At 64.1% G+C, this 24,931-nt stretch carries 18 protein-coding genes; 16 read left to right on the forward strand and 2 right to left on the reverse strand.

Going from position 1 to position 24,931, the window contains the following annotated elements; all coding sequences use genetic code 11:
- Window positions 1-28 precede the first annotated feature (28 nt).
- From NY78_RS04870 to NY78_RS04935, 14 genes are all read left to right on the forward strand, one after another.
- On the forward strand, window positions 29-2,065 hold the full coding sequence (locus tag NY78_RS04870; RefSeq protein ID WP_043632470.1) for a penicillin-binding transpeptidase domain-containing protein: 2,037 nt from the start codon (window positions 29-31) through the stop codon (window positions 2,063-2,065).
- Between the two features lie 17 nt (window positions 2,066-2,082).
- A complete protein-coding gene (locus NY78_RS04875) occupies window positions 2,083-3,546 on the forward strand; it encodes a UDP-N-acetylmuramoyl-L-alanyl-D-glutamate--2,6-diaminopimelate ligase (RefSeq protein WP_043632899.1) in 1,464 nt (487 codons plus the stop codon).
- The gene (locus NY78_RS04880; protein ID WP_043632472.1) at window positions 3,537-4,937 is read left to right on the forward strand and encodes a UDP-N-acetylmuramoyl-tripeptide--D-alanyl-D-alanine ligase; all 1,401 of its coding nucleotides are present in this window, start codon (window positions 3,537-3,539) and stop codon (window positions 4,935-4,937) included. Before NY78_RS04875 ends, NY78_RS04880 begins: the two co-directional genes overlap by 10 nt.
- A complete protein-coding gene (mraY, locus tag NY78_RS04885) occupies window positions 4,934-6,010 on the forward strand; it encodes a phospho-N-acetylmuramoyl-pentapeptide-transferase (RefSeq protein ID WP_043632475.1) in 1,077 nt (358 codons plus the stop codon). Before NY78_RS04880 ends, mraY begins: the two co-directional genes overlap by 4 nt.
- 8 nt (window positions 6,011-6,018) lie before the next feature.
- The gene (murD, locus tag NY78_RS04890) at window positions 6,019-7,347 is read left to right on the forward strand and encodes a UDP-N-acetylmuramoyl-L-alanine--D-glutamate ligase (RefSeq protein WP_043632477.1); all 1,329 of its coding nucleotides are present in this window, start codon (window positions 6,019-6,021) and stop codon (window positions 7,345-7,347) included.
- Window positions 7,344-8,471: a putative lipid II flippase FtsW gene (gene ftsW / locus NY78_RS04895; RefSeq protein ID WP_043632480.1), complete on the forward strand. Its 1,128-nt coding sequence runs from the start codon at window positions 7,344-7,346 to the stop codon at window positions 8,469-8,471. The genes murD and ftsW overlap by 4 nt, the downstream gene beginning before the upstream one ends.
- Window positions 8,468-9,580 (forward strand): undecaprenyldiphospho-muramoylpentapeptide beta-N-acetylglucosaminyltransferase, encoded by a 1,113-nt coding sequence (gene murG / locus NY78_RS04900; protein WP_043632483.1) that lies wholly within the window; start codon window positions 8,468-8,470, stop codon window positions 9,578-9,580. The genes ftsW and murG overlap by 4 nt, the downstream gene beginning before the upstream one ends.
- A gap of 35 nt (window positions 9,581-9,615) precedes the next feature.
- Window positions 9,616-10,989, forward strand: a complete 1,374-nt coding sequence (gene murC, locus NY78_RS04905; protein WP_043632900.1) for a UDP-N-acetylmuramate--L-alanine ligase — start codon at window positions 9,616-9,618, stop codon at window positions 10,987-10,989.
- Window positions 10,979-11,866, forward strand: coding sequence for a UDP-N-acetylmuramate dehydrogenase (gene murB / locus NY78_RS04910; protein WP_043632485.1), 888 nt, complete (start codon window positions 10,979-10,981; stop codon window positions 11,864-11,866). The genes murC and murB overlap by 11 nt, the downstream gene beginning before the upstream one ends.
- Before the next feature lie 35 nt (window positions 11,867-11,901).
- Complete coding sequence (locus NY78_RS04915; RefSeq protein ID WP_231583776.1) at window positions 11,902-12,795, forward strand: cell division protein FtsQ/DivIB; 894 nt, start codon at window positions 11,902-11,904, stop codon at window positions 12,793-12,795.
- A 228-nt stretch (window positions 12,796-13,023) separates the two neighbouring features.
- A complete protein-coding gene (gene ftsA / locus NY78_RS04920) occupies window positions 13,024-14,250 on the forward strand; it encodes a cell division protein FtsA (protein ID WP_006921978.1) in 1,227 nt (408 codons plus the stop codon).
- Window positions 14,251-14,305: 55 nt separating this feature from the next.
- Window positions 14,306-15,625 carry a cell division protein FtsZ gene (gene ftsZ / locus NY78_RS04925; RefSeq protein WP_043632488.1) on the forward strand — a complete coding sequence of 440 codons (1,320 nt, stop codon included), beginning with the start codon at window positions 14,306-14,308 and terminating at the stop codon, window positions 15,623-15,625.
- Window positions 15,626-15,717: 92 nt separating this feature from the next.
- Window positions 15,718-17,385 (forward strand): radical SAM protein, encoded by a 1,668-nt coding sequence (locus NY78_RS04930; protein ID WP_043632490.1) that lies wholly within the window; start codon window positions 15,718-15,720, stop codon window positions 17,383-17,385.
- A 23-nt stretch (window positions 17,386-17,408) separates the two neighbouring features.
- Complete coding sequence (locus tag NY78_RS04935; protein ID WP_043632492.1) at window positions 17,409-18,020, forward strand: LysE family translocator; 612 nt, start codon at window positions 17,409-17,411, stop codon at window positions 18,018-18,020.
- 265 nt (window positions 18,021-18,285) lie between these two features.
- On the opposite strand, the gene NY78_RS04940 is transcribed toward NY78_RS04935, so the two are convergent.
- Window positions 18,286-19,689: a sigma-54-dependent transcriptional regulator gene (locus NY78_RS04940; protein ID WP_043632494.1), complete on the reverse strand. Its 1,404-nt coding sequence runs from the start codon at window positions 19,687-19,689 to the stop codon at window positions 18,286-18,288.
- Window positions 19,686-22,103, reverse strand: a complete 2,418-nt coding sequence (locus NY78_RS04945) for a c-type heme family protein (RefSeq protein WP_043632497.1) — start codon at window positions 22,101-22,103, stop codon at window positions 19,686-19,688. The genes NY78_RS04940 and NY78_RS04945 overlap by 4 nt, the downstream gene beginning before the upstream one ends.
- A gap of 197 nt (window positions 22,104-22,300) precedes the next feature.
- Between NY78_RS04945 and NY78_RS04950 the strand changes: the two genes are divergently transcribed.
- Both NY78_RS04950 and NY78_RS04955 read left to right on the forward strand, forming a co-directional pair.
- Window positions 22,301-22,723: a universal stress protein gene (locus NY78_RS04950; RefSeq protein WP_043632499.1), complete on the forward strand. Its 423-nt coding sequence runs from the start codon at window positions 22,301-22,303 to the stop codon at window positions 22,721-22,723.
- Window positions 22,724-23,480: 757 nt separating this feature from the next.
- Entirely contained in the window at window positions 23,481-24,917 is a 1,437-nt protein-coding gene (locus NY78_RS04955; RefSeq protein ID WP_043632502.1) for a putative sulfate exporter family transporter, read from the forward strand.
- Window positions 24,918-24,931: the final 14 nt, after the last annotated feature.

A 24,931-nucleotide genomic window follows, 5' to 3' on the forward strand; every position in this document is an offset into this window, starting at 1 on the left:
GTGGCGGTAACGGGCCTCGGGACCGGACATGCGCAAACCGCCCAAAGAACGCCAGCACACGACCGTACGGGACTGGAGCCGGGTCAAGCTCACCTGTGTGGGTGTCCTGCTGGGACTGGCCTGGCTTGGCCTGTGGAGCCGGGCTGGCTATCTGCAGATCGTGGCCGGTCCGGAGTTGGCCCAATTGGCCGTTCGCCAGCATGTGGCCTCGGAAGTGGACAAGGGGGCGCGCGGCGAAATTTATGACCGCTCTGGTCGCCTGCTGGCCAAAAGCGTCGAGATCGAAGGCCTGTTTGTCCGGCCCAAGGAAATTGTCGATCCGGACAAGACGGCGGCCTTCCTGGCCAAGGTGCTCCACATGAAGGAGCAGCGGGTCAGGAAGAAGCTGCAAAGTTCGTCGGGCATGGTCTACCTGTCCTGGCGGGTCGGGGACCGCACCGCTGCGCGCATCCGGGAAGCGGCCCTGCCGGGTGTGCATTTCACCAAGGAATTTGGGCGGTTTTATCCCAATGGCCATCTGGCCAGCCAGTTGATGGGCTTTGTCGGCGTGGGGGATGTGGGCCTTGAGGGCCTGGAGAAGTCCTTCGACGGCCAACTCTCGGGCCGGCAGGCCAAATACGTGGTCCAACGCGACGCCTCGGGCCGTCGCTTTTATTTCGATTCCCAAGGCCGGGAGCTGGCCGACATCAACGGCCACGACGTGCGTCTGACCATCGACGCCCAGATTCAGTTTTTCGCCGAAGAGGAACTCGAGAAAGCCGTTACCACCAACAACGCCAAGGCCGGCACCTGCCTCGTGGTCCACGTGCCCACGGGCGAAGTTCTGGCCATGGCCAACTATCCCTTTTTCAATCCCAACGTCGGGCGCGGCATCAGTCCGCGCATTGCCCGCAATCACGCCGCCCTGGATGTGTTCGAACCCGGTTCCACCATGAAGCCCCTGCTCGTGGCTGCGGCTCTGCAGGAACGCACGGTGCGTCCGTCAACGACGTTTAACTGCGAGAACGGCAAGTTCGGACTGGCCGGCCGGGTCATCAAGGATACCCATTCCTACGGCGTGCTGCCGGTCAATATGATCGTGCGCGTTTCGAGCAACATCGGCGCGGCCAAGATCGGGATGCAGCTCGGCTCGGCCCGACTGCACAACTATTTTGAAAAACTTGGCTTTGGGAGACAGTCCGGATTGCCCATTTCCGGCGAGGGCAAGGGCCTCTTGCGCCCGGTCAAAGCCTGGTCGATCCTGGATCTGGCCACGGCTTCTTTCGGTCAGGGCGTGGCCGTCACCCCGGCCCAACTGGCCCAGGCCTATCTCATTTTGGCCAACGACGGGGTGTACAAGCCGCTGAAGATCGTGGCCGCTCCCGACGACGCCGCAGCCCAACGCCAGCCCTACCGGGTGTTTGATGCCGACGTGGCCCGCACGGTCCAGCAAATGATGCGCGACGTGGTCCATGAGGAGCACGGCACCGGCCGCTCGGCCATGATCGCCGGCCTGGAAACCGGCGGCAAGACCGGCACGGCCCAGAAGGCCGGTTCGACCGGCGGTTACGGCAACAAATATCTTGGCTCCTATGTCTCCTTTATCCCGGCCATCAGCCCCGAATACATCGTCATGGTCATGGTTGACGAACCCGAGCCAAGCCATTACGGCGGCGTGGTCGCTGCGCCGGCAGTGCGCGAGGTGACCCTGCGGATGCTCTCCTACCTCGGCCGGATGCCTGAAACCGTGCAGGTGGCCAAGGCGGCGGCCTCCGGCGCTGTTTCCGGCTCCACGGCTGCAGCCGAGACGCCGGCTGCGCCCATGGCGCCGTCCAAGGCGGACAAGGACATCCTGGCCATCGCCCAGTCCAAAACGGCCGAGACCAAGGCCGTCGAAATCCATGCCGTGCCGGATTTTTCAGGGATGCCGCTGCGGCGGGTGGTGGAGATTCTGGCCGGCAAGGGCATTATGCCGCGCCTGGAAGGGCAGGGGCTGGTGGTCTCCAAGCAAAGTCCCGGTCCGGGTACGCCCTGGCCCGGGGAAAACAAATCAGAGTTCGTGCTCTGGCTGGCCAGACCGTCCTGAGTGGCGAGGCGATGACCATGACAGCAACTACCGCAATACCAGCTTTTTCCGCGCTCCTTGACGCCGTGCGCCAGGGGGGTGTGGACGTGGCCGCCCATTCCGGCAAGACAACGCCGGGGGGCGTGTTTGTGGCTTTGCCCGGTTCCAAGGACGACGGCAGCCGGTTCATTGCCGAGGCCCTGGCCCGGGGCGCGGCCTTTGTGGTGGCCGGGCCCGGCGTTGTCCTGCCGGCCGGGTCGACGGCCCGGCTGGTCGTTGTGGACGACGCCAAGGCCGCCCTTGGGGCGCTGGCCGGGGCGCGCTACGGCACCGAGGCCATGACCATGCCGGTCGTTGCCGTTACCGGCACCAACGGCAAGACCACCGTCGCCTATCTGGTCGAGCGCCTGGGCGCGGCGGCCGGGCGCAAGGTCGGGCTTTTGGGCACCGTCGCCTATCGTTGGCCCGGGTTTTCCCGCGACGCCTCCCTGACCACGCCCGACTGCCTGACCATTCACCAGTGCCTGGGCGAAATGGCCGCCGCCGGCTGCACCCTGGCCGTCATGGAAGCCTCCTCCCACGCCCTGGACCAGGATCGCTTGGCCGGCCTGTCCTTTGCCGCCGCCGCCTATACCAACCTGACCCAGGACCATCTGGACTACCACCACGACATGGCCGCCTATTTCGAGGCCAAGGCCAAGCTTTTTCGCCGCTACCTCGCGCGCCCGGAAAACGCGGTGCTCAATTTCGACGATCCCTACGGGTTGCGGCTGTTGCGCGAATTCCCCACAGCCATTGGCTACGGCCTGACCGTGCCGCCCGCCGGCTTTTCCCGTCTCCTCGTCGGCGGCATCCAGCAGGCCGGCCGCGACGGTCTGACCATCGGGGCCAATTTCGGCGACGACTCCTACGTCATCGCCTCGCCCATGCCCGGCCGCCACAACGCCCAGAACATCCTGGCCGCCTTCGGCTTGGCTCTGGCCTTGGGCCTGCCCACGGAAACCCTGGCCTCCCTGGCTGATTGTAATGGCGCGCCGGGGCGTCTGGAACGCATCCCCAACCCGGCCGGGCTGACCATCCTGGTGGACTATGCCCATACCCCGGACGCCCTGGAGAATGTTCTCACCGCCGCCCGGGAATTTACCACTGGCCGCCTTTTTGTCGTTTTCGGCTGCGGCGGCGACCGCGACCGCACCAAGCGCCCGCTCATGGGCGCGGCCGTGGCCCGCTTCGCCGACGTGGCTGTTTTGACCTCGGACAATCCCAGGCACGAAGACCCCCTGGCCATTATCGCCGACGTCAAACCGGGGCTGGCCAAGGCCCGTCGGGCCATCCTCGAACCCGATCGTCGCCGGGCCGTTGAACTGGCCCTGTCGGAAATGCGACCCGAGGACGTGCTGGTCATCGCCGGCAAAGGACACGAAACCTATCAGCAGATCGGCGACGTGAAGCACCCGTTTTCCGACGCCGCCGTGGTCAGGGAGCTTACCGGATGCGCATGACCCTGTCTGATCTCCTTGTGGCCACCGGGGCTGTGGGCGACGTGGGCGAGCGGGGCAATCCCGTCATCGAGTCCGTGCGCATCGACAGCCGGGCGGCTGCGCCGGCCAGCCTCTTTGTGTGCATCCCCGGGGAGCGCCTGGACGGCCATAATTTTGCCGCCGAGGCCGTGGCCAAGGGGGCAGCCGCCGTCCTGGCCGACCGCCCGCTTTCCGGTCTGCCCGAAGGCACGCCCGTTCTCTTGGTGCGCGACACCGTGGCTGCGCTTGGCAAGCTGGCCCGGGCCTGGCGGGAGCGCGTCGGGGCCAAGCTCGTGGCCGTGTCCGGTTCGGCCGGCAAGACCACGGTCAAGGAACTGACCGCTTCGATTCTCTCGAAAGTGGGTCCGACCGCCAAGAATTACAAGAATTACAACAACAAGATCGGCCTGCCCCTGTCGATGCTCGAAGCCGGCGAGGCTGACCGGGCCTGGGTCATGGAGCTTGGCATTTCCGCCCCGGGTGAAATGGAGCCGTTGGCCGCCATTGCCGAACCCGATGTGGCCGTCATCCACAATGTCGGTCCGGCCCATCTGGAGGCCCTTGGCGACGTGGCCGGGGTGGCTGCCGAGAAGGTGAAGCTCTTTGCCGCCCTGCGCCCCGGCGGCACAGCCCTGGCCTCGGTGGATTACCCGGAACTCTGGAGCGCGGCCCAAGCCGTTTTTCCGGGGGTTGTGGCCCTGTCCACCAAGGGCGGCCCGGCGCGTTACCGGGCCAAGTATCTGGGCGCCATTTCCGAAGGACGCGGCCGTTTTTTTCTGCGTCTGGACGACTTGGAGCTGGACGTCGTAACGCCGCTGACCGGCGGGCACTTCGCTGAAAACATCCTGGCCGCCGCCGCTGCCGCCCACATCATGGGGGCCGGCGCGGAGCAGATCAGTTCCGGCTTGGCCACGGCCGTTATGCCCGAACAGCGTTTTTTCTGCCGTCGCCACGGCAACTACACGCTTATTGACGACACCTACAACGCCAATCCCCTGTCTATGCGCCGGGCCATTGCCGCTGCCGCCGAATCGGCCCAGGGCAAGCCGCTGGTGCTGGTGCTTGGCGAGATGCGCGAGATGGGCGCCCATGCCGAGGTCGAACACCGGCGAATGGGCGAGGCTGCGGCCGAAAGTGGGGCCAAGGCTGTTTTTTACCACGGGGCCTACGCGGATATCGTCGGCGAGGGACTCTCCCGCCGGGGGTACGCCGGCCTCTTTGCCGTGGTGGAGAGCCCGGATGCCTTTCTGGAAACCCTGAATGCCGCCGACCTCGGCGGCGGCGTCTATCTCTTTAAAGGTTCCCGCTCCATGCACATGGAACAATTCCTGGCGGCCCTGACCCAAAGCATCCAGAAGGACGCCAAGGTATGATCTACGCTTTTTTAGTGCCGCTCGTGGCGCATTTCAGCGCCTTAAACGTCTTTCGCTACATCACGTTCCGGTCGATTGCGGCACTGTTGACCGCTCTGGTCCTGTCCATTGTCTTTGGACCGAAGTTCATCGGGGCCTTGCGGCGGCTGAAGTTCGGCCAGTACATCAACGAGGACGTGGCCGCGCATCAGCAAAAGGCCGGAACGCCAACCATGGGCGGCCTGCTCCTTGGCTTTTGCATCATTACGAGCGTCCTGTTGTGGGGCGATCTGGCCAACGAATATGTCTGGATGACCTTGTTCGTCTTTCTCGGTTTCGGGGCGCTGGGCTTTGTGGACGACTACGCCAAGGTGGTGAAAAAGCGCAACAAAGGCCTCACTCCCAAGCAGAAGCTCCTGGGGCAGGTGATCGTGGCCGGCGTGGCCGCTGCGGTCTTGTTGTCTGATCCCGAATATTCCACCCGGCTGGCCGTGCCCTTTTTCAAGCATCTGACCCCGGATCTGGGCATGTGGTATCTGCCTTTTGCCATGATCGTCATGATCGGGGCCTCCAACGCCGTCAATTTGACCGACGGTCTGGACGGACTGGCCATCGGACCCATGATCGTCAACGCGGCCATGTTCGGGCTTTTCGTCTATGTGGCCGGCCATGCCCAGATGGCCCGCTACCTGCAAGTCATGCCGGTGTCCGGCGTTGGCGAGGTCACGGTCTTTTGCGGGGCGCTGGTCGGGGCCGGTCTGGGTTTTCTCTGGTTTAACGCCTACCCGGCCCAGATTTTCATGGGCGACGTGGGCTCGCTGTCCCTTGGCGGAGTGCTCGGGTTTCTGGCCGTCCTCTGCAAGCAGGAACTGCTGCTCATCGTTGTCGGCGGCCTGTACGTGGCCGAGACCGTCTCGGTCATCCTCCAGGTCGGGTACTTCAAAATGACCGGCGGCAAGCGGATTTTTCGTATGGCCCCGTTGCACCACCATTTCGAGCTGATGGGCGTGCCGGAATCCAAGATCATCATCCGGTTCTGGATTCTCTCCATTTTACTGGCCCTGGTCGGGCTTTCCACCCTCAAACTGCGGTAGGCTTTCTCATGCGCGATATGCTCCATCCCGATCAGCTGCGCGGCCATACGGCTGTTGTCGTCGGGGCCGGCGCGTCCGGCCGCTCGGCGGCCCGGTTGTTGGCCCGTCTGGGGGCGTCGGTGCGCTTTTTGGAGAAAAACGCCGCGGCCGTGTCGGACGATTTCCGAGCTGAGGCTGCCGCCGCCGGCTATGACCTGCGTACGGGCGAACATGGACCGGCGGATTTCGCCGGCGCGGATCTGGTCGTCCTTTCCCCGGGCATCCGGGCTGCCAATCTGGCCCCGGCCCTGGCCGAGTGTCCTGGCGTCCAGGTCGTCTCGGAACTGGAGCTGGCCTCCTGGTTCACCCCGGAACCGATCATTGCCGTGACCGGTTCCAACGGCAAGACCACCACCGTCATGCTCATCAGCGCCCTGTTGGAAGCAGCCGGCCGACGCGTCTTTACCGGCGGCAACATCGGCACGCCGCTCTCCGAGCACGTGCTGTCCAATGAGCCGGCCGACGTGGTGGTGCTTGAGGTCTCAAGCTTCCAGCTCCAGCTGGTCAGGACCTTTCGCCCGCAGGTGGCCGTGCTGCTCAATTTCGCCGCCAACCACCTCGACTGGCACGCCGACATGGACGAGTACCTGACGGCCAAGCTCAACCTGTTTGCCGCCCAGCGTCCCGAGGATACGGCCATCGTGTCCGAAGAGCTGCGTCCTCTCCTGGCCGGCCGGCCGTTCACCCGGGCCGCCGTCACCTGGTACGACGTCGCCTCCCATTTCCTGTGCCGCCGGCTGGCCGGGGTGCACAACCAGCGCAATATGGAAGCGGCCTATCTGGCCTGCCGGTCCTACGGCGTGGACGAGGCCCTGGCCCGCGAGGTCTTTGCCGGCTTTGTGCCCGCTCCCCATCGCCTGCAGATTATTGGCGAGAAGGGCGGGGTGCTCTTTGTCGACGACTCCAAGGCCACCACCATTACGGCCATGGAAGCGGCCCTTAAAAGCTTTGACCGGCCGGTGCGTCTCTTGTGCGGCGGCGTGTTCAAGGGCGGCGACCTGGAAGCCCTGGTCCCGCTGCTTCGGGAAAAAGTCTCGGCCGTCGGCCTGTTTGGCGGCAGCCGCGAGGTGTTTGAGGCCGCTTTTACCGGGGTGGCGCCGGTCTTTTACGAACCCACCCTCAAGGCCGCCATGGTCCGGCTCTACGCCGATGCCCGGCCCGGCGACGCCATCCTGCTTTCGCCGGGCACCTCAAGCTTTGACCTCTATCCTAATTATAAGGCCAGGGGACGGGATTTCCAGGACATTTTCGCAGAACTGCCGGCTCGTGACGCCGGCCTGGCAGGGCAGGGCGCATGAGCAAACTGAGCGTGCAGACGGCCGAGTCCAGAAAGACCGGCACCTTTGATTTCTGGCTGCTTGGAGCGGCCATGCTCCTGGCCGGCCTCGGACTGGTCATGGTTTTTTCCTCCAGCGGGGTCATGGCCGAGCGGTTAAACGGCAACCGCTATTATTTTTTCGAGCGCCAGGCCCTGTTTGCCCTGGTCAGCCTCGTGCTCATGACCATTTGCGCCTGGATGCCGCGCAAGGTCCTGCACGGCCCGGTTTACCTGTGGCTTTTCGCCATCATCGGTCTGCTCGTGCTGACCATGGTGCCGCCTTTTTCGGTCAAGGCCGGCGGCGCGCGGCGTTGGATGCATCTTGGCCCGATTTCGCTCCAGCCCATGGAACTGGCCAAGGTGGTCCTGGTCATGTACCTGGCCTATTTTTTCAGCCAGAAGCAGAAACTCGTGCGCTCGTTTTCCGTGGGCTTCATGCCGCCGATCATCGTCACCGGGTTTCTGGGCTTGATTTTGCTGTTGCAGCCTGATTTCGGCGGCGCGGTCTTTCTGGGCATGCTCTTCTTCCTCATGAGCCTGGTCGGCGGGACCCGGCTGACCTATCTGGCCGTGTCCATGTTGTTCGGCATCGGGGCCATGGGCTTGCTCATCGCCTCCTCGCCGTACCGGTTCAAACGCTGGTTCGCCTTTCTTGACCCCTTCAAGGACCCGCAAAACGTCGGCTACCAGCTGGTGCAGTCTTTTTACGCCTTTGGTTCCGGCGGCGTGGCCGGGGCCGGGTTCGGGGCGGGCAAACAGAAGCTCTTTTATCTCCCCGAGGCCCATAACGACTTCATTATGGCCGTCCTTGGCGAGGAACTCGGGTTCATCGGCGTTTCCATTGTCTTTATCTGCATCGGCATCCTCCTGTGGCGGTCCTTCAAGGTGGCCCTGGCCCAGGACGATCTACGCGACCGTTTCACCGCCTACGGCATGGGACTGGTCCTTGGCATCGGCTTTCTGCTCAACCTGGCTGTGGTGCTCGGCTGCGTGCCGCCCAAGGGCGTGGCCATGCCGTTTTTAAGCTACGGCGGCTCCAACCTGCTGTCCTGTTTCCTGTGCGTCGGAATCCTGCTCAATCTTTCCCGGAGCGCCAGGACATGAGCCGCATCATTTTGACAACCGGCGGCACCGGCGGCCACATCTTCCCGGCCTTGGCCGTGGCCGAGGCCTTGCGCCGTCTGGAACCCGACGTCGATGTGCTCTTCATGGGCGGGGCCGGACCGGAAGGGGAGCTGGCCACCAAGGCCGGGCTGTCCTTTATCGGGTTGCCGGCCAAGGGTGTTTTCGGACGCGGACTGCGGGCCTTGGCCGCGCCGTTTTGGATGGCCCGGGCTTTTGGCTTGGCCGTGTCCCATATCCGCAGCTTCGCCCCGGACGTGGTGGCCGGTTTTGGCGGCTATGCCGGGTTTATCCCGGTGGCCGCCGCCCGGATCATGGGCGTGCCCACGGCCATCCACGAGCAAAACAGCGTCCCGGGGGTGACCAACAAGGTGCTCGGCCGGGTGGTGGACCGCATCTACGTCACCTATCCCGACACTTCCGGCGCTTTTCCGGCCAAACGCACGGTGCGTCTGGGCAATCCCATCCGGACCGGCATCGCAGCAGCTCCGGCGCCAGCCCACCCCGGCACGAAGCATCTGCTCGTTCTGGGCGGCAGCCAGGGGGCGCGAGCCGTAAACGACGCCGTCATGGCTATTTTGCCAGTGCTTCTTGATGCCGGCGTCAAGGTGCGCCTGCAGGCCGGACGGGCCGATTTTAACCGCGTCGGCGCGCTGGCCGCCGACATCCTGGCCGGTCGTCCCCATGTCGACGACGGCGACGGGCCGGCCGTGGTCATTGAAAATTTCATCGATGATATGGCCGCCGCTTACAGCTGGGCCGATCTGGTCCTGGCCCGGGCCGGGGCCACCACCCTGGCCGAGGTGACGGCTGCCGGCAAACCGTCCTTGCTTATTCCGTTTCCGTTTGCCACCCACGACCACCAGTCGGTCAACGCCGCCTTTCTGGCCAAGGCCGGGGCGGCCGAGGTGGTGGCCCAAAGCGCCCTTCCCGGTTTCGATCTGGCCGGGACCCTGGCCACGCTTCTGTCCGATCCGGATCGTCTGGCCGCCATGGGCCGGGCGGCAACGGCCGAGGCTTTGCCCGACGCTGCCGAACGCATTGCCGCCGCCCTGCTCGGGCTGGCTGGAAAAAAGGGAGAACCGTCGTGATGACGCCGCATATTGGGACCGGCGCGCCTGTGGCCATGCGCACCAAGGTCAGAAAGATTCATATGATCGGCATTGGCGGCTCGGGCATGAGCGGCATTGCCGAAGTCCTGTTAAACCTCGGCTACGAGGTGTCGGGTTCCGATTTGGCCATGAGCCAGACCGTGCGCCGCCTGGGCAGCCTGGGGGCGGCCATTGCCATTGGCCATGGCCGGGAAAATCTCGGCGACGCCGACGTCGTGGTCAAATCCACTGCGGTGACGGCTGAGAATCCCGAAGTGGTCGCGGCCCGGGAACGCGGCATTCCGGTCATTCCCCGGGCGGAAATGCTGGCCGAGCTGATGCGCCTTCGCACCGGCATCGCCGTGGCCGGCACCCACGGCAAGACCACCACCACCTCGCTTCTGGCCACCATTTTCACCGAGGCCGGTTACGATCCAACGGTCATTATCGGCGGCCGGCTCAATGCCTACGGGGCCGGGGCGCGGCTGGGCCAGGGCGAATACCTGATCGCCGAGGCCGATGAATCCGATGGATCGTTTCTTTGTCTGGCTCCCATCGCCTCGGTGGTGACCAACGTCGACGCCGACCATCTCGATCATTACGACGGGCTTGAAGCCATTGACGAAGCCTTTGTCGCCTTCCTAAACGGCATTCCGTTTTACGGCGTCAACGTGGTCTGTCTGGACGACCCGGGCGTGGCCCGCCTCATTCCTCGCATCAACCGCCCCTTTATGACTTACGGCTTTGGCGAGGCGGCCCGGCTTCGCGGCCGGATCATCGAGACCGGGGCAGTCAGCCGGTTCGAGGTCTTTCTGGACGGGACGAGCCTTGGCGAGCTGCGGCTCAACCATCCCGGCCGCCACAATGTCTTAAATGCCCTGGGGGCCATCGGCCTGTCGCTGGAAGCCGGCATCGCCTTTGCCGTCATTGCCGAGGCCCTGGCCAAATTCGGCGGCGTTGGGCGGCGGTTCGAGCGCAAGGGTGAGGCCGGGGATGTCGTTGTCGTCGATGATTACGGCCACCATCCGGCTGAAATCAAGGCCACCCTGGCCACGGCCAGGACGGTCTATCCCGACCGTCGGCTGGTCGTGGCCTTTCAGCCCCACCGGTTTTCGCGCACCAAGGCCCTTTTCGGCGATTTCTGCACCTGTTTCGAAGTCGCCGACCAGCTCCTGTTGACCGAAATCTATCCGGCCTCGGAAGCGCCCATCCCGGGGGTCAGCGGTGAGAGCCTGGCCCAGGGCATTCGGCAGGTGAGCAAGACCAAGGTGGCCTATTATCCTGATTTTGCCGCCATGGAAGCGGCCCTGCCGGATATATTGCAGCCCGGGGACCTGCTTTTGACCCTGGGAGCCGGCAGCATATGGCAGGTCGGCACGCGCTACCTCGAGGCAGGGCGTGGCGCTTGAGATTCGGCCGGGGCCGTCCCTGGCCTCGCGCACCACGCTCAAACTCGGCGGGTCGAGCCTGGCCGAGGTGGTGCTGACCACACCGGAAGACGCCGAGGGCCTTTCCGGGGCGCTTGAAAAACTGGGCGGCCAGCCGCTGATCCTGGGCGGCGGCAGCAACATTCTGGCCCGGGACGGGGACCTGCCTCTGGTCCTTGTCCGCCCGCAGTTGCGCGCGGAGCCGGCCATCCTGCGCGAGCGCCCGGCCGGAAAAATCCGGGTGCGGGTCGGGGCCGGGGTCAAGCTCCAGCGGCTGGTGGCCTGGCTGGCCACCCAGGGCCTTTCGGGACTGGCCGGACTGGTCGGCGTCCCGGGAATGGTGGGCGGGGCCGTGGCCGGCAATGCCGGCTCGTATGGGGATGAAACAGGCCGGCGCCTGGCCCGGGTGCGCTTCTGGACGCCTGGAAGGGGTCTTGTCTGGGTCGGTCGTGAAGACCTGGACATCGGTTACCGCAGATTGACGCTACGGGGCGAGGCCGGACTATTTTTGGTGGTGGAGGCGGAATTTGACTGCGAGGTGGACGAACCCATTGCCATCCGCCAGGAGATGATCGCCAATTTGAAGAAAAAGCGGGCCAGCCAGCCCATCACCGCCGCCACAGCCGGCTGCGTGTTCAAAAACCCGCCAGGCAAAGCGGCCTGGAAACTGCTGGCCGAGGCCGGGTTTGCCGGAAAGCGGCTGGGCAATATGGAATTTTCCGGGCTGCACGCCAATTTTTTAGTGAATCTTGGGGGCGGCACAAGCGATGAGGCGTTGACGCTTGTTGAGAGTGCGCAGGGGGCGGTACGGGAGTTGTGCGGACACGAACTCGAACTGGAAGTGAAGGTCGTGCCATGAATGTCAGGGCAGGAACATTGACGGGATTTGGGTCCATGGCGGCCAGGAAGAAACGCAATGGGTACGGCGGACCACGCATCACGGTCAAAAGCCGGGTGGTCAAATCCCATGGCAACAAGAACCGCAATGCCCGGGGAGAGGGCCGCAGCCTCAGTCTGCCCAGCGTGAGTCTGGGCGGCGTGGGCAAGCTTTTTACCCGGGTCGTGTCCATGGCCTTTATGGGGGCTGCGGTCCTGGCGGTGAGCGTGGTGCTCCTTGCCGGGTATCGCTGGCTGACCACGGTCAATTATTTTGCCTTGCAAAACGCCGAGATCGTTGGTTGCACCCGCCTGGCCACCGACCACATCCGGGAAGTGGCCGGGCTTGGCGAAGGGGTCAACATCCTGTCGCTGTCCATGGACCGGATGCGGGCCGATCTGGCCCGGGAGCCGTGGGTGGAATCGGTGTCCGTGCGCCGGGTCCTGCCCGGGTCGATTCGTATCGAAGTGAAGGAAAAGTCGCCGTCCTATCTTGTGCAGTATCAGGGAACACTCTATTACGCCGACGAGGTTGGTCGTATCATCGACAAGGTCGAGTCCGGGCAGTTCGTCTCGTTGCCCCAGATCGAGGTCGAAGCGGGCATGGAAAAGCACCTGCCCCTTTTGGCCGATTTGCGCCGTGCCGTCTCCGAACATCAGGTTCCCTTTGATTTCGGCCAGATTGCCTGGCTGCGTCTGAGTTGGGGGCGCGGGCTGGAAATCAGGTTGATGGAGCCGGGTATCGTGTTATGTCTGGGGTCCCAGAACTGGCACCGGAATCTGTCGCGCATGAACATGGTCTGGACCGACTTGCGCCGGCGCGGTGAGCTTGACAAAGTTGGGCTCATTACCGCCGAAGGCGACAAGGTCTGGGTGGAGAAACGCGGCGGGGGGGACTTGCCGCAGGGCTAGAATTTCGCAAAATAAGGCAATCAATTCTCATGGTTGCCGAGATCGTGGAAAGGGACGGATTACGAGGCCGCGACGCGAAGGCCGGGGAATCAGGGGCCGCCAGGGGGCACAGGACGGAAAACCTGAGGAACTTGCCATTTTATCAATGAAATTCGCGCGGGTTTGACGTATAACCGCGCATGGGCGCGGCCAACGCCACGAGAGGAAACGTTCAGGGAGCGGATTTGTATGGCCAGGTCGGAACTTATCGTCGGACTCGATATCGGCACCACCAAAATTTGCGTGGTCGTCGGTGAACTCTCGCCCGAGGGCGTGGATGTGGTGGGCATCGGCACCAGCCCCTCCACGGGCCTGCGCAAAGGCGTGGTGGTCAATATCGAGCAGACCGTCCAGTCGATCAAAAAAGCGCTTGAAGAGGCCGAACTCATGGCCGGGTGTGAAATACGCTCGGTCTACGCCGGCATTGCCGGCAGCCACATCAAGGGTTTCAACAGCCACGGGGTTATCGCCGTCAAAGGCGGCGAGGTCGGCCCCCGGGACATTGAGCGGGTTATCGACGCGGCCAAGGCCGTGGCCATACCGCTTGACCGGGAGGTCATCCACATCCTGCCCCAGGAATTTATCGTCGACGATCAGCGCGGCATTGCCGATCCTCTGGGCATGGCCGGGGTGCGGCTCGAAGTGCGCGTGCACATCGTCACCGGAGCCGTCACCAGCGCCCAGAACATCATCCGCTCCTGCCACCGGGCCGGGCTTGACGTCTCGGACATTGTGCTGGAATCTCTGGCCTCGTCCAAGGCCGTGCTGACCGGCGAAGAGCGGGAAATCGGCGTGGCCCTGGTGGATCTTGGCGGCGGCACCACCGACTTGGCCATTTTCGCCAACGATTCCATCAAGCACACGGCCGTGTTGGCCCTTGGCGGCACGAATCTGACCAATGACATTGCCTTTGGCCTGCGCACGCCCATGGCCTCGGCAGAGAAGATCAAAATCAAGTACGGCTGCGCCCTGGCCGAGATGGTGCCCAAAGACGAGGTCATCGAGGTCATGAGCGTGGGCGGACGCGAACCGCGCCGGCTTTCGCGCCAGGTTCTGGCCGAAATCTGCGAACCGCGGGTGGAGGAGATGCTGGCCCTGGTTGATCAGGAACTCATCCGCTCGGGCATGAAAAACCAGATCGGGGCGGGCGTGGTGCTCACAGGGGGAACCGCGCTGATTGAGGGCATCCAGGAACTGGGCGAGCAGATTTTCAATTTGCCCACGCGCATTGGCTATCCCGACAAGGTCGGGGGACTCAAGGACGTGGTCAACAGCCCCATGTACGCAACAGCCGTGGGGCTTCTCATGTACGGTGCGGAAAAGGAAGGCGTGGAACAGCGCTTCCGCATCCGGGATGAGAACGTGTTCAACCGCATTCTGGGGAGGATGCGGAAATGGTTCGTGGACGTGAAATAGTCCGCGAGAGGCTTTTTTGGGGGATAACAGGGAGTCTATGCTAGGGGGAGATCAGATGGAATATTTGGAACTCGATCAAGGATCAAACGCCCGCATCAAGGTCGTCGGATGCGGCGGCGGCGGCGGCAACGCTGTCGAGAACATGATCACATCGGCCATGTCCGGCGTCACCTTCATTACGGCCAACACCGATATTCAGGCCTTGCAGCGGTCCCAGGCCGAATACCGCATCCAGCTTGGCGACAAGCTCACCAAGGGCCTTGGGGCCGGAGCCAATCCCGACGTCGGCCGTGACGCCGCCTTGGAAAGCATCGACACCATCCGCGCCGCCATCGGCGACTGCGACATGGTCTTCGTCACCGCCGGCATGGGCGGCGGCACCGGCACCGGAGCCGCCCCGGTCATTGCCCAGGTGGCCAAGGAAGCCGGCGCGCTCACCGTGGCCGTCGTCACCAAACCCTTCTATTTCGAAGGCAAAAAACGCCTGCTCTCGGCCGAAAAAGGCGTGCAGGCCCTGCGGGACGTGGTGGACTCCATCATCACCATCCCCAACGACCGTCTCCTGTCGCTGGCCTCCAAAAAGGCCACCTTCATCGAGATGCTCAAAAAGGCCGACGAGGTCCTCTATTATGCCGTCAAAGGCATCTCCGACCTCATCATGGTCCCGGGCCTGATTAACCTCGACTTTGCCGACGTCAAGGCCGTCATGAGCGAGATGGGACTGGCCATGATGGGCTTTGGCACGGCGCGCGGCGAATCCCGCGCCCGCGAAGCGGCGCTCAAGGCCATCACCAGCCCGCTGCTCGAAGACGTCACCATCGACGGGGCCAAGGGTGTTCTCATGAACATCACCTGTGGTCCGGACCTGACCATCGAGGAAGTCGACGAGGCTGCCTCCACCGTGACCGAGGCCGTCCACGAAGACGCCAAGGTCTTCTTCGGCACGGTCTTCGATCCCGACGCCACCGATGAGATGCGCATCACCGTCATCGCCACCGGCATTGAATCGGCCATGCAGCGCGGCATGCCCGTGCAGCAGAAGCGCGAAGAGCAAAAGCCCATCGAGGTCCTGACTTCCTCCATGCTGCCGCGCCAGAAGCCGCCCCTGCAGACCACGCCGATGCAGCACCAGCCGCAGCACAACCATGGCGCCGGCACGGGCCACGTGCAAAGCCCTCGCAGCGTGCGCGTGTTAAACGGCCAGGGCAACGACTACAATATCCCGGCCTACCTGCGCAAAGGCACCAAGAAAGGCGGACCTGAGGCGGCCATGTCCCAGCCGCCCATCAAGAGCCAGCCGGTTGGCGAGGAAGAGTTCATCTTCGATGAGGAAGAGTTCGAGATTCCTTCCTTCATCCGGATGCAGGCGGACTAGTCGCGCCTGCCCGCAATTGATCCCCCGATCTCCCCGCCGGGGGGAGTGGAAAAAACTCCCCCCGGTCCCCCCAACGGGGGCAGGGATGTGATTTGAGTCAGACTCCTGGGACCACGGTCTATTTTGGCCTGGACAGACCGGCTGTCCCCGAATGGGGCGGCCGTTTGCCTGTTGCCCTGACCGTGCCCGGCGATGCCGCCATGGCCCTGTCCGCCCTGGGTTGGCAGGCTGTGTGGCGGGTGCTGGCCGAAAATCCGGCCCTGGCCGTGGAACGGGTCTACACCCGAAGCGCCACGCCGCCCCAGGCCGAAGACTCCGGCCACCTCCTGGCCGATTTTCCGCTGATCGCCTTTTCGTTGTGCTACGAAGAAGAATACCTCGATGCCGCAGCGGCGCTGACCGCCGCCCAGATCCCGCTGACCCGGGCGGAAAGAGCCGATTTCCCCATCGTCATGGCCGGCGGACCGCTGGCCTTTTTAAACCCCGCCCCGTTTCTGCCGGCCCTCGATCTGCTCTTTGTCGGCGAGGCCGAGGCCGGGCTGGCCGCAGTGGTGGCCGCCATCGCTCAGGTGGCCCTGGCCGGCGGGGACAAGGCCGCCTGTCTCGACGCCGTGGCCGGGCTGCCCGGGGTGTTTCTGCCCGGACGCAGCGATGGCCCCGTGGTCCGGGCCACCGCCCTGACCGAGGGTTCCACCACGCAGCTTGCCGCGCCGGCCCATTCCTGTTTCGTGTCCGGACACGCCGAATTTCGGGACATGTTTCTGGTCGAGATCAACCGGGGGTGTCCCTACGGCTGCCGCTTCTGTGCCGCCGGCTACGTCTACCGGCCGCCGCGCCAGTCGCGTCTGGCCGACCTCAAGGCACTCATTGAAAGCGTCTCGCCGCGCAAGATCGGCCTGGTGGGCACGGCGCTGACCGACTGGCCCGACTTGATTCCGTTTTTGCACTGGCTGCGTGAGCGCGGCACGAAATTCTCCCTCTCCTCGGTGCGCGCCGACGGCATCACCCCGGAACTGCTCACGATCCTTCGCACCGCCGGTCTTCGCACCCTGACCCTGGCCCTGGAAGCTCCCAGCCATCGCCTGCGCACCGCCGCCAACAAACATCTCTCCGTGGAAGCGCTCCTAAACGCGGTCGCCCTGGCCGGGAAGCACGGCGTCAACCATTTGAAATTCTACCTTATCATTGGCTGGCCCGGCGAAACGCCCGAAGATTACGACGAGTTGCGTCCCCTGCTCGAACAGGTGGCCAAGGCCGCTTCCATTGGCGTTGGCAAGCGCGGCGTGGCCCACGCCACCCTGTCCGTCAACCCGCTGGTGCCCAAACCCTTTACCCCCATGCAGTGGGCTCCCATGGCCTCCGAAACGGCCATCGAAGCCGGCTACGCCCGCATCAAACAAGCGGCCAAGGGACTCAAAGGCTTTCGCGTCGAGACCGAAACCGCCTCCATGGCCCGCCTGCAAGGCCTGCTGGCCCGGGGGGACGAGCGCCTTTTCCCCCTGATCCAGGCCGCCGTCACGGCCGGCAGCTTTCGCCGGGCGCTTAAGACCTGGGACGGCGATCCGGCCGAATACCTCGACCGGCAACGGCCCAAGGACGAACGCCTGCCCTGGGATATGATCGACAACGGCATCACCCGCGACTTCCTCTGGCAGGAATGGGAGCGCTATCAGGCCGGGATCGGCACCGCCAAATGCCCGCCGGCCGGCTGCGCGAGTTGCCGCCGCTGCGGTCTTTACGAGGCCAGCCAAGGGGCGTAGAAAACCCGGCAAAGGAGTCCTCCATGACCTTGCCGCTCTACTTTGCCTTCATCGCCGCCGCCGTTTTTCTCCTGCTTATTCCCGGCCCCACCGTGCTCATGGTGGTGGGCTACGGGCTGGCCGAAGGCCGCAAGCACAGCTGGCCGCTCGTCGTCGGCGTAGCCCTGGGCGATGCCGTGGCCCTGACCTGCTCCGTGGCCGGCCTCGGGGCCGTCCTGGCCGCCTCGGCCTCGGCCTTTACGATCCTTAAATATATCGGGGCCATTTACCTCGTCTATCTCGGCATCGGCATGATCCGTTCCGGCAACGCCGCCGCGCCGAAACTGACCGCCGTAAGCCCCCGAAAAAAATTCGTCCACGCCTTTGCCGTCACCGCCGCCAACCCCAAGTGCATCCTCTTTTTCGTCGCCTTCCTGCCCCAGTTCATCAGCCACGACGCCCCGGCCGGTCCGCAACTGCTGCTGCTCGGCGTCACCTTCGTCATCCTTTCGGCCATAAACGCCACCACCTTCAGCTTCCTCTCCGGCACGGCCGGCAGCCGTATCCAGGACCCGCGCTTCATGCGGAAGTTAAAGGGCGTCGGGGGGAGCGTGATGGTCGGCGCGGGTGTGCTGACGGCAGCGGCCCGGCAGTGACGTAGCTGATAATACAGAAGAAAAGAAAGAAGATGCCTCCGGCGGCCGGGGGGATGATCCCCCCGGACCCCTGCAAGGAAAGAAGTTTTTACAGGGTTCTTGGAGGCTGGCTGGCAAACCTGCCCGGCGCACATTTTTGCACGCTGCGCCGCACGTATCCACCCCCAATCCGCTGATCACCTCCCGCTCCCCCATCGTCGGGGGCCGGGGGAGCATCCCGGTGGGGTTTGGGCAACACCCTGGTTCTCTTCGCCTTTCCGCTCCCTTACCGAAATCCCTCCGCCGCAATCCCCAGTCTCCGTAAAATCTTTTGCAACGACACCCGTTCCAGTCCCGACGCCCGCGCCGCTTCCGAGATATTGCCGCGCGTCTGCTTCAAGAGGCGCTCGACGTAGCGACGGGTGAACGCATCCACGACCTGGGCCTTGGCTTCGAGGTAGGGTGTTGTTGCGCCGTCGTCCTCGTCGTCGCCGGCATTCTTGCCGTGGCCTGGGTCGGCGTTGGCGACGGCGGCGGCGCTGACCACGTCGCCGTGGGAAAAGACGGTCAGGCGGCGTACGTAATTGAGCAGCTCCCGCACGTTGCCGGGCCAGTCGCGGCCGGCCAGGGCGGCGAGCCCTTCGGGGGAGAATTCCTTGTCGCCAAGGCCCATTTCGCGGCAGGCGCGCTCCAGGAAGGCGGTAGCCAGGAGCGGGATGTCATCGCGGCGGTCGCGCAAGGGGGGCAGGCGCACGGTGAGCACATTGAGACGATAATAGAGGTCTTCGCGGAAGGTCTTGTCGGCAATGCGGGCTTCGAGATCCTGGTTGGTGGCGGCCAGGATGCGCACGTCGACCGGTATGGATTTGCTGGACCCGACGGGCCGTATTTCGTGTTCCTGGAGGACGCGCAGGAGTTTGGTCTGCACGCTCATGGGGATGTCGCCGATTTCGTCCAGGACGAGAACGCCGCCGTTGGCGGCGACGAAAAGGCCCCGGCGATCGCGTTCGGCTCCGGTAAAGGCCCCGCGCACATGGCCGAAGAGTTCGCTTTCCAGAATCTGGTCCGGGATGGCCGGGCAGTTGACGGACAGAAACGGGCCGCCGGCCCGGCGCGACTGGGCGTGGATGGCCCTGGCGGCCAGTTCCTTGCCGGTGCCGGATTCGCCGCGAATGAGCACGGTGTAGTCCGAGGCAGCCACGGCGGCGAGGGTGTCCTGGACGTGGCGCATGGCCGCAGACTGGCCGAGCAGGCCGGGATCGACCCCGCAGGCGGCCACGGCGGCCCGCAGCCGACGGTTTTCGTGCAGCAGCGCGGCCCGTTCCAGACCCTTGGCAATGACCCGGGCCAGGTGGTCGGAGTCCACGGGTTTGGTCAGGAAATCGTAGGCCCCGGCCCGAAGCGCCAGGACGGCGGAATCGATGTCGCCGTGGGCGGTTAGAAGCACGATGCCGAGGTTGGGGGCCAGGGCCAGGGCCTTGGGCAGCAGATCAAGGCCGCTTAGGCCCGGCATGCGTAGATCGGTGACCATGACGTCGCATGGAAAGATGGCCAGATCGGCCAGGGCCGCTTCGCCGGAGAGCACGCAGGCCAGGCTGGCGGCCGGGAGTTTGGGCGCAAGCAGGCGCACGAGACCCTTGGCGAAGTCGGGCTGGTCGTCGACGATGAGCACGCGGGGGGCGGCGGTCATGGGGTTTGCTCCTGGCAGGAACCAACGCAGGCGGGGAGGGCCAGGGTGAAGACCGCGCCGCCGTCGTTGGCCACTTCAATGGTTCCGTGCATTTCGCGCATGAGGCCATAAGCCACGGCCAGCCCGAGACCCGAGCCGCGCCCGGCGTCCTTGGTGGTGAAAAACGGGTCGAAGATGTGGGGCAGATCGGCTGGCGGGATGCCGGGACCGTTGTCGGCCACAGTGAGGATCAGGTGCTGGCAGTCGCCGGAGAGGGCGGCGGCCAGGGTGATCCGGCCCGTACCCGGGGCAACGGCGTCCAGGGCGTTTAAAAGCAGGTTGGAGAGCACCTGTTCCAGGGCGGTGGCGTCGGCCTTGGCCAGCGGCAGGTCGCCTGGGACGCTGACGGACAGGGACACGCGGCGGGCTTGGCTCTGGACTGCGAAGATGCGGGCCAGGCTTGCGATCAACGCGCCGAGGTCGCAGGGGCCGGGGTTGGCCGGCCGGGGCCGGGCAAAGTCCAGCAGATCGCGCAGCACCTTCTTGGCCAGGGTGGCGTGGCGTTCGATGACGGCCAGATCGTCCACGGCCTGGGGATCAACCAGGCTTTGGCGCAAGAGCTCTGCGTAGCAGGCGATAACGCCAAGGGGGTTGTTGATCTCGTGGGCCAGCCCGGCCGCCAGTTTGCCCACGGCCACAAGTTTTTCGGTTTGGCGCATCTGCTCAAGCATCCGGCGTTCGGCGGTATTTTCCCGGGCATAGACCACAAAGCGGCGCGACTGGCCGGCGGGCGCAGCCAGGGGGTAGCGGGTGACGGCAAAGGAACGGCCGCCGTCGAGGCTGACGGTGGTGAAAACGGGTTCGTCGGCAACAGGCGATGACGGGGCGTCGGAGCTTGGTTCGCCCAGCAATCTGGCCGGCAGGCGCGGCCTCTGACCAGGGAGGGGAGGCGTGTCGGCCAGGGCGCGGGCCAGTTCCCGGGCCGGTTCGTTGGCCAGGATGATGCCGCTGGCGCTGTCGATCAGGGCCAGCGGGTCGGAGATGCCGTCGAAGATGGAACCGAGCAGGACGTTTTGGGCCAAAAGTGAATTGATGGCGTCGAGGTTTTCCAGCGCAATGCCGAGCTGCTGGCCGATGGCCCGGTAGAGATCGGCGGCCTCGGGATCAGGACCGGGACCGTCCGCCGGGAAATAGAGGCGCAGGAGCCCACGGCTGACGTCGGTGGTGCGCACCGGTATAAGGGCCGCCTGATCGGTCAGGCGTAATTCGCCTTCGGCCACCAGTCTGCGCCAGTCCCCAGGGGGCGGGGGCGGGGTGACGCCCGCCGGCCAGACAATGGAACTGCCGTCGGAAAATTCGCACTCATAGGCGACGGTGTCGGCCCCGAATCGGCCGGCAATGCGGGCCAGGGCCGCCGCCAGCAGCTCGGCCCTGGTCTGGGAAAGATTCAAAATATTCAAGAGTTCGACGAAAAGCGACACGTCCGAGCGGCGTTCGTCTGCTTCCCGGGCCAGATCCAGGGTTCGCTCGGCCACCTTGCGTTCCAGATTCTGGGCATGGTCTTCGATCTTCTCCCGGGCTTCCTTGAGGCGCGAGGCCAAGGCGTCGATGCCGGCGTAGATCTCCTCGATTTCCCCGGCGTCGGCGGTTTTTTCGGGGGTCTCACCGGCTTCTTTGGGGAAGTACCGGCGCAAAACCTCCGTTGCCCGGCGCAGGTTGACCACCACCAGCCGGTCGAAAAACACCTGCAGCGTCAGATAAAAAGCGCCCATGCCCAGAGCGAAAAGCGACAGGAAGCCGACGGTCTTGCCCTTGATCTGCCCCAGCGCTCCGCCCACAGGCATGGTCACCATGTCGAGCCCCACCAGTTCCCCCTCGTGCCGCCAAAACCCCCTGGTGTCGCCATAGCGCACAATGAGCGCCTTGGGGGCCTTGGCCGGGTCGCCGTGGCAGTGCAGGCACGAGTCCTCAAAGCGTACCGGCCGGGCCGCCATATAGACCTCTTCTCCGTCGCGCCGGGTGATTTCCTCCAGTCGGGCCAGATACGGATCGGCCGCAAAGCGCTCCATGGTCATGCGCTCGAAGGGATCGGCCTCGTAATCGGGGTTGCGCGCGCCCACGGCCACCCGGCGGTAACGGAACTGGTCGTCGCGGCTGTTCAAGTCGCTCATGACCTTGCGGGTGACAAACGAGGTGGACATGGCCTCAAGCACGAAGTCGTCGGCAGGCAGCCGGTCGTACATGACCGGGCGCAGCACCTCGCGCACATAGGCCTGCATGGCCTCGACCTGGGACAGCACCAGCGAGGCTTTGTGCTCGGTGTCGGTGACGAGCTGGTCGCGCAGATTCATGGAGATCACCACGGCGAAAAAGACGCCAAGGGCGACCATGCTGACCGACAGCCCGACCATGAAACGGTGTTTGAGGGTTTTCATGTCTGCTCCTGTCCGGAGTTTGGGACGGCCGGGGAAAAAAGGCAATGCAGCCGCGCGGCGTCAGGCTGCCAACCGGAGTTGGCAGGGAATAGAAAAGTTGCGTTAATAATCGCAATACGGTAATAGATCACAATGGAGGATTCCCTGGCCTCGGTTTTGTGGAGGGGGGGCCTCCCCCAGGACAAAGGAGGAAACGGATGAAAATTCTTGTGGCCCACGACGGATCGGCTCAGGCGGACAAGGCTCTTGATGTTGGCGTCGGCATCGCCGGCAAGAGTGGAGGATCGGTGGTTGTGGTCAATGTGGTCCCGGATCTGTGTCTGGCGAGCGAGGAAATTGGGATGGAGACCTGCGAATTGGTGTCCCGCTCGCTCACCGACGAGGCTGGCAAGACCATGGGCAAGGTCATGGCCCGTCTGGCCGAAAAAGGCGTTGACGCCGCACTGGTCATCAAGACCGGCCGCCCGGCTGACGCCATCCTCGAAGCCGCCGACGAGATGGCGGCCGATCTCATCGTCATCGGTTCCACCGGCAAGCATGGGGCGCTGCGGATGCTCCTGGGCAGCGTGTCGTCCCGGGTGGCGGAGTATTCCACGCGCAGCGTGTTTATTGTGAAGTAGGGGGCGCGGGTATCCTTACAGACCAGGAAAGGTTTTGTAACACTGCAGGTTGGAAAAACCTGAAAGACGACTGGGACAGGAGCGCAGTGGAAGCTGGTTGCGTGGGGGACGGGTTTCCCGCACTCGGCGTCATTGAACCCGCATAGGCCAGCTTCCACGACGTGTTGCGCCCAGCTCTTCGGTATTCTCCCAGACGTCCTTGAACCGTGCGACCCGGGTGTTGCCGCCGGCGTCAAATCCCAAGGTTCCTTTCGTCGTCGATGGCCTTGAAGGCCTTCGGCTCTCACAGGACAGACTCCCCGCCTATCCTCGGCCGCCAGGCCAAGGTGACCACCTACAGCCCACCTTTTATGAGACCGACAGCCCGATCATGAGCCCTTCGGGAAAGGTTCCACCGCATCTCTTGACCGGAGAGCGGCGCGGTCGGGCAACAACACACTGCAACCATGCGGCTTCAGTCTGCCAACCGGAGTTGGCAGACTGGCCGTGGTGTTTGTAAAATACCATTATAATTTAGTATGATAGGTTGTGCTGTCTTGTGGCCCCCACTTTGCAGAAGGGTAACGCCGGCCACGGCTTCGAAGGGGAAGTTGCAGCCGGCAGCGGACAGGAGGGGCCGTGACGGAACCGACGACGACGGCGGGTTTCGTTGGCTCTCCGCGCAATGGGCGGGAGCTGGCTGCTTGGCCGGCGCAAGGCGCGTGTCTGCACAACAATGGTGATCCCCGTATCATCGTAGAACAGAGGGAGGTATGGAATGGCTGAAAAACGGTGGCTGACGGAGGACAAGCTCGCCCTGATACTCGGGTTGTTCTTGTTCCTGCTGTCCATGCTCAATTTCTCCGGCATCGATCTGCTCGGCTGGGGCATCAAGGTCAACGTCTGGACTTCTTTTAGCAAGGCGTTGGCAACGGCGACTGGCTCGTACAAAGACCTCGGCGGCTGGGGCGCGCTCTTTGCGACATATGTCTTCATCACCGCCGTGTTGGCTATCGGCATACGGATGCTCGGCGGCAATGTGGGCAAATTTGTCGGCAGCTTCACTGTGGTGTTTTTTGTCAGCTACGCATGCTGGGTTCTGGGGCATTACGCGGTCATCGCCGCCACGCCGGACCAGACCGCCAAATTCGGCATTCCCTGGTCCCTGGGGCTGACGGGCGAAGCCGGATTCATCATCGCCCTGCTGGCCGGCGTCTTTATCGGCAACTTCATGCCCGGCGTGGCCCAACAGCTCAAGGAAGCGCTTCGGCCTGAAATGTACGTCAAGATCGCCATCGTGGTCCTTGGCGCGGAACTGGGCGTCAAGTCCGTGGACGCCCTGGGGCTGGCTTCCTCGGTCATCTTCCGGGGCCTTTGCGCCATTGTCGAAGCCTATCTGATCTATTGGGCGCTGGTCTATTACGTGGCCCGCAAACACTTTAAATTCAGCCGCGAATGGGCCGCCCCCCTGGCCTCGGGCATCTCCATCTGCGGCGTGTCCGCGGCCATCGCCACCGGCGGGGCCATCCGCGCCCGGCCCATCGTGCCCATCATGGTCTCCTCGCTGGTGGTGGTCTTTACCTGCGTGGAAATGCTCATTTTGCCGTTTGCCGCCCAGTGGGGCCTGTCCACCGAACCGCTGGTGGCCGGCGCCTGGATGGGGTTGGCCGTGAAATCCGACGGCGGGGCCATCGCCAGCGGCGTCATCACCGACGCCCTGATCCGGGCCAAGGCCCTGGCCGACTACGGCATCAACTACCAGGAAGGCTGGGTGACCATGACGGCCACCACGATCAAGATCTTTATTGACGTGTTCATCGGCATCTGGTCCTTCGTCCTGGCCGTTATCTGGTGCACCATGATCGAATGCAAGCCCGGGCAGCGCATGCGCTTCTCGGAAGTACTCGACCGTTTCCCGCGTTTTGTCCTGGGCTATGTGATCACCTTCCTGATTATGCTCATCCTGTGCGCCAAGGGCGGCGACATGCTGAAGTTCGGCAAGGCGGCCATTGCCGGCACGGGCACCTTCCGGGGCATCTTTTTTATCCTGACCTTTTTTACCATCGGCGTGGTTTCCAATTTCAAGAAACTCTGGGAGGAAGGCATTGGCAGACTGGCCGCTGTGTACGTGGTGTGCCTGTTTGGCTTCATCATCTGGATCGGGCTCTTTATCTCCTGGCTGTTCTTCCACGGCGTCAAGCCGCCACTCGTCTAGTTTATTAGGAGTAT

The organism is Desulfovibrio sp. TomC (assembly GCF_000801335.2).
Lineage (GTDB): Bacteria > Desulfobacterota > Desulfovibrionia > Desulfovibrionales > Desulfovibrionaceae > Solidesulfovibrio.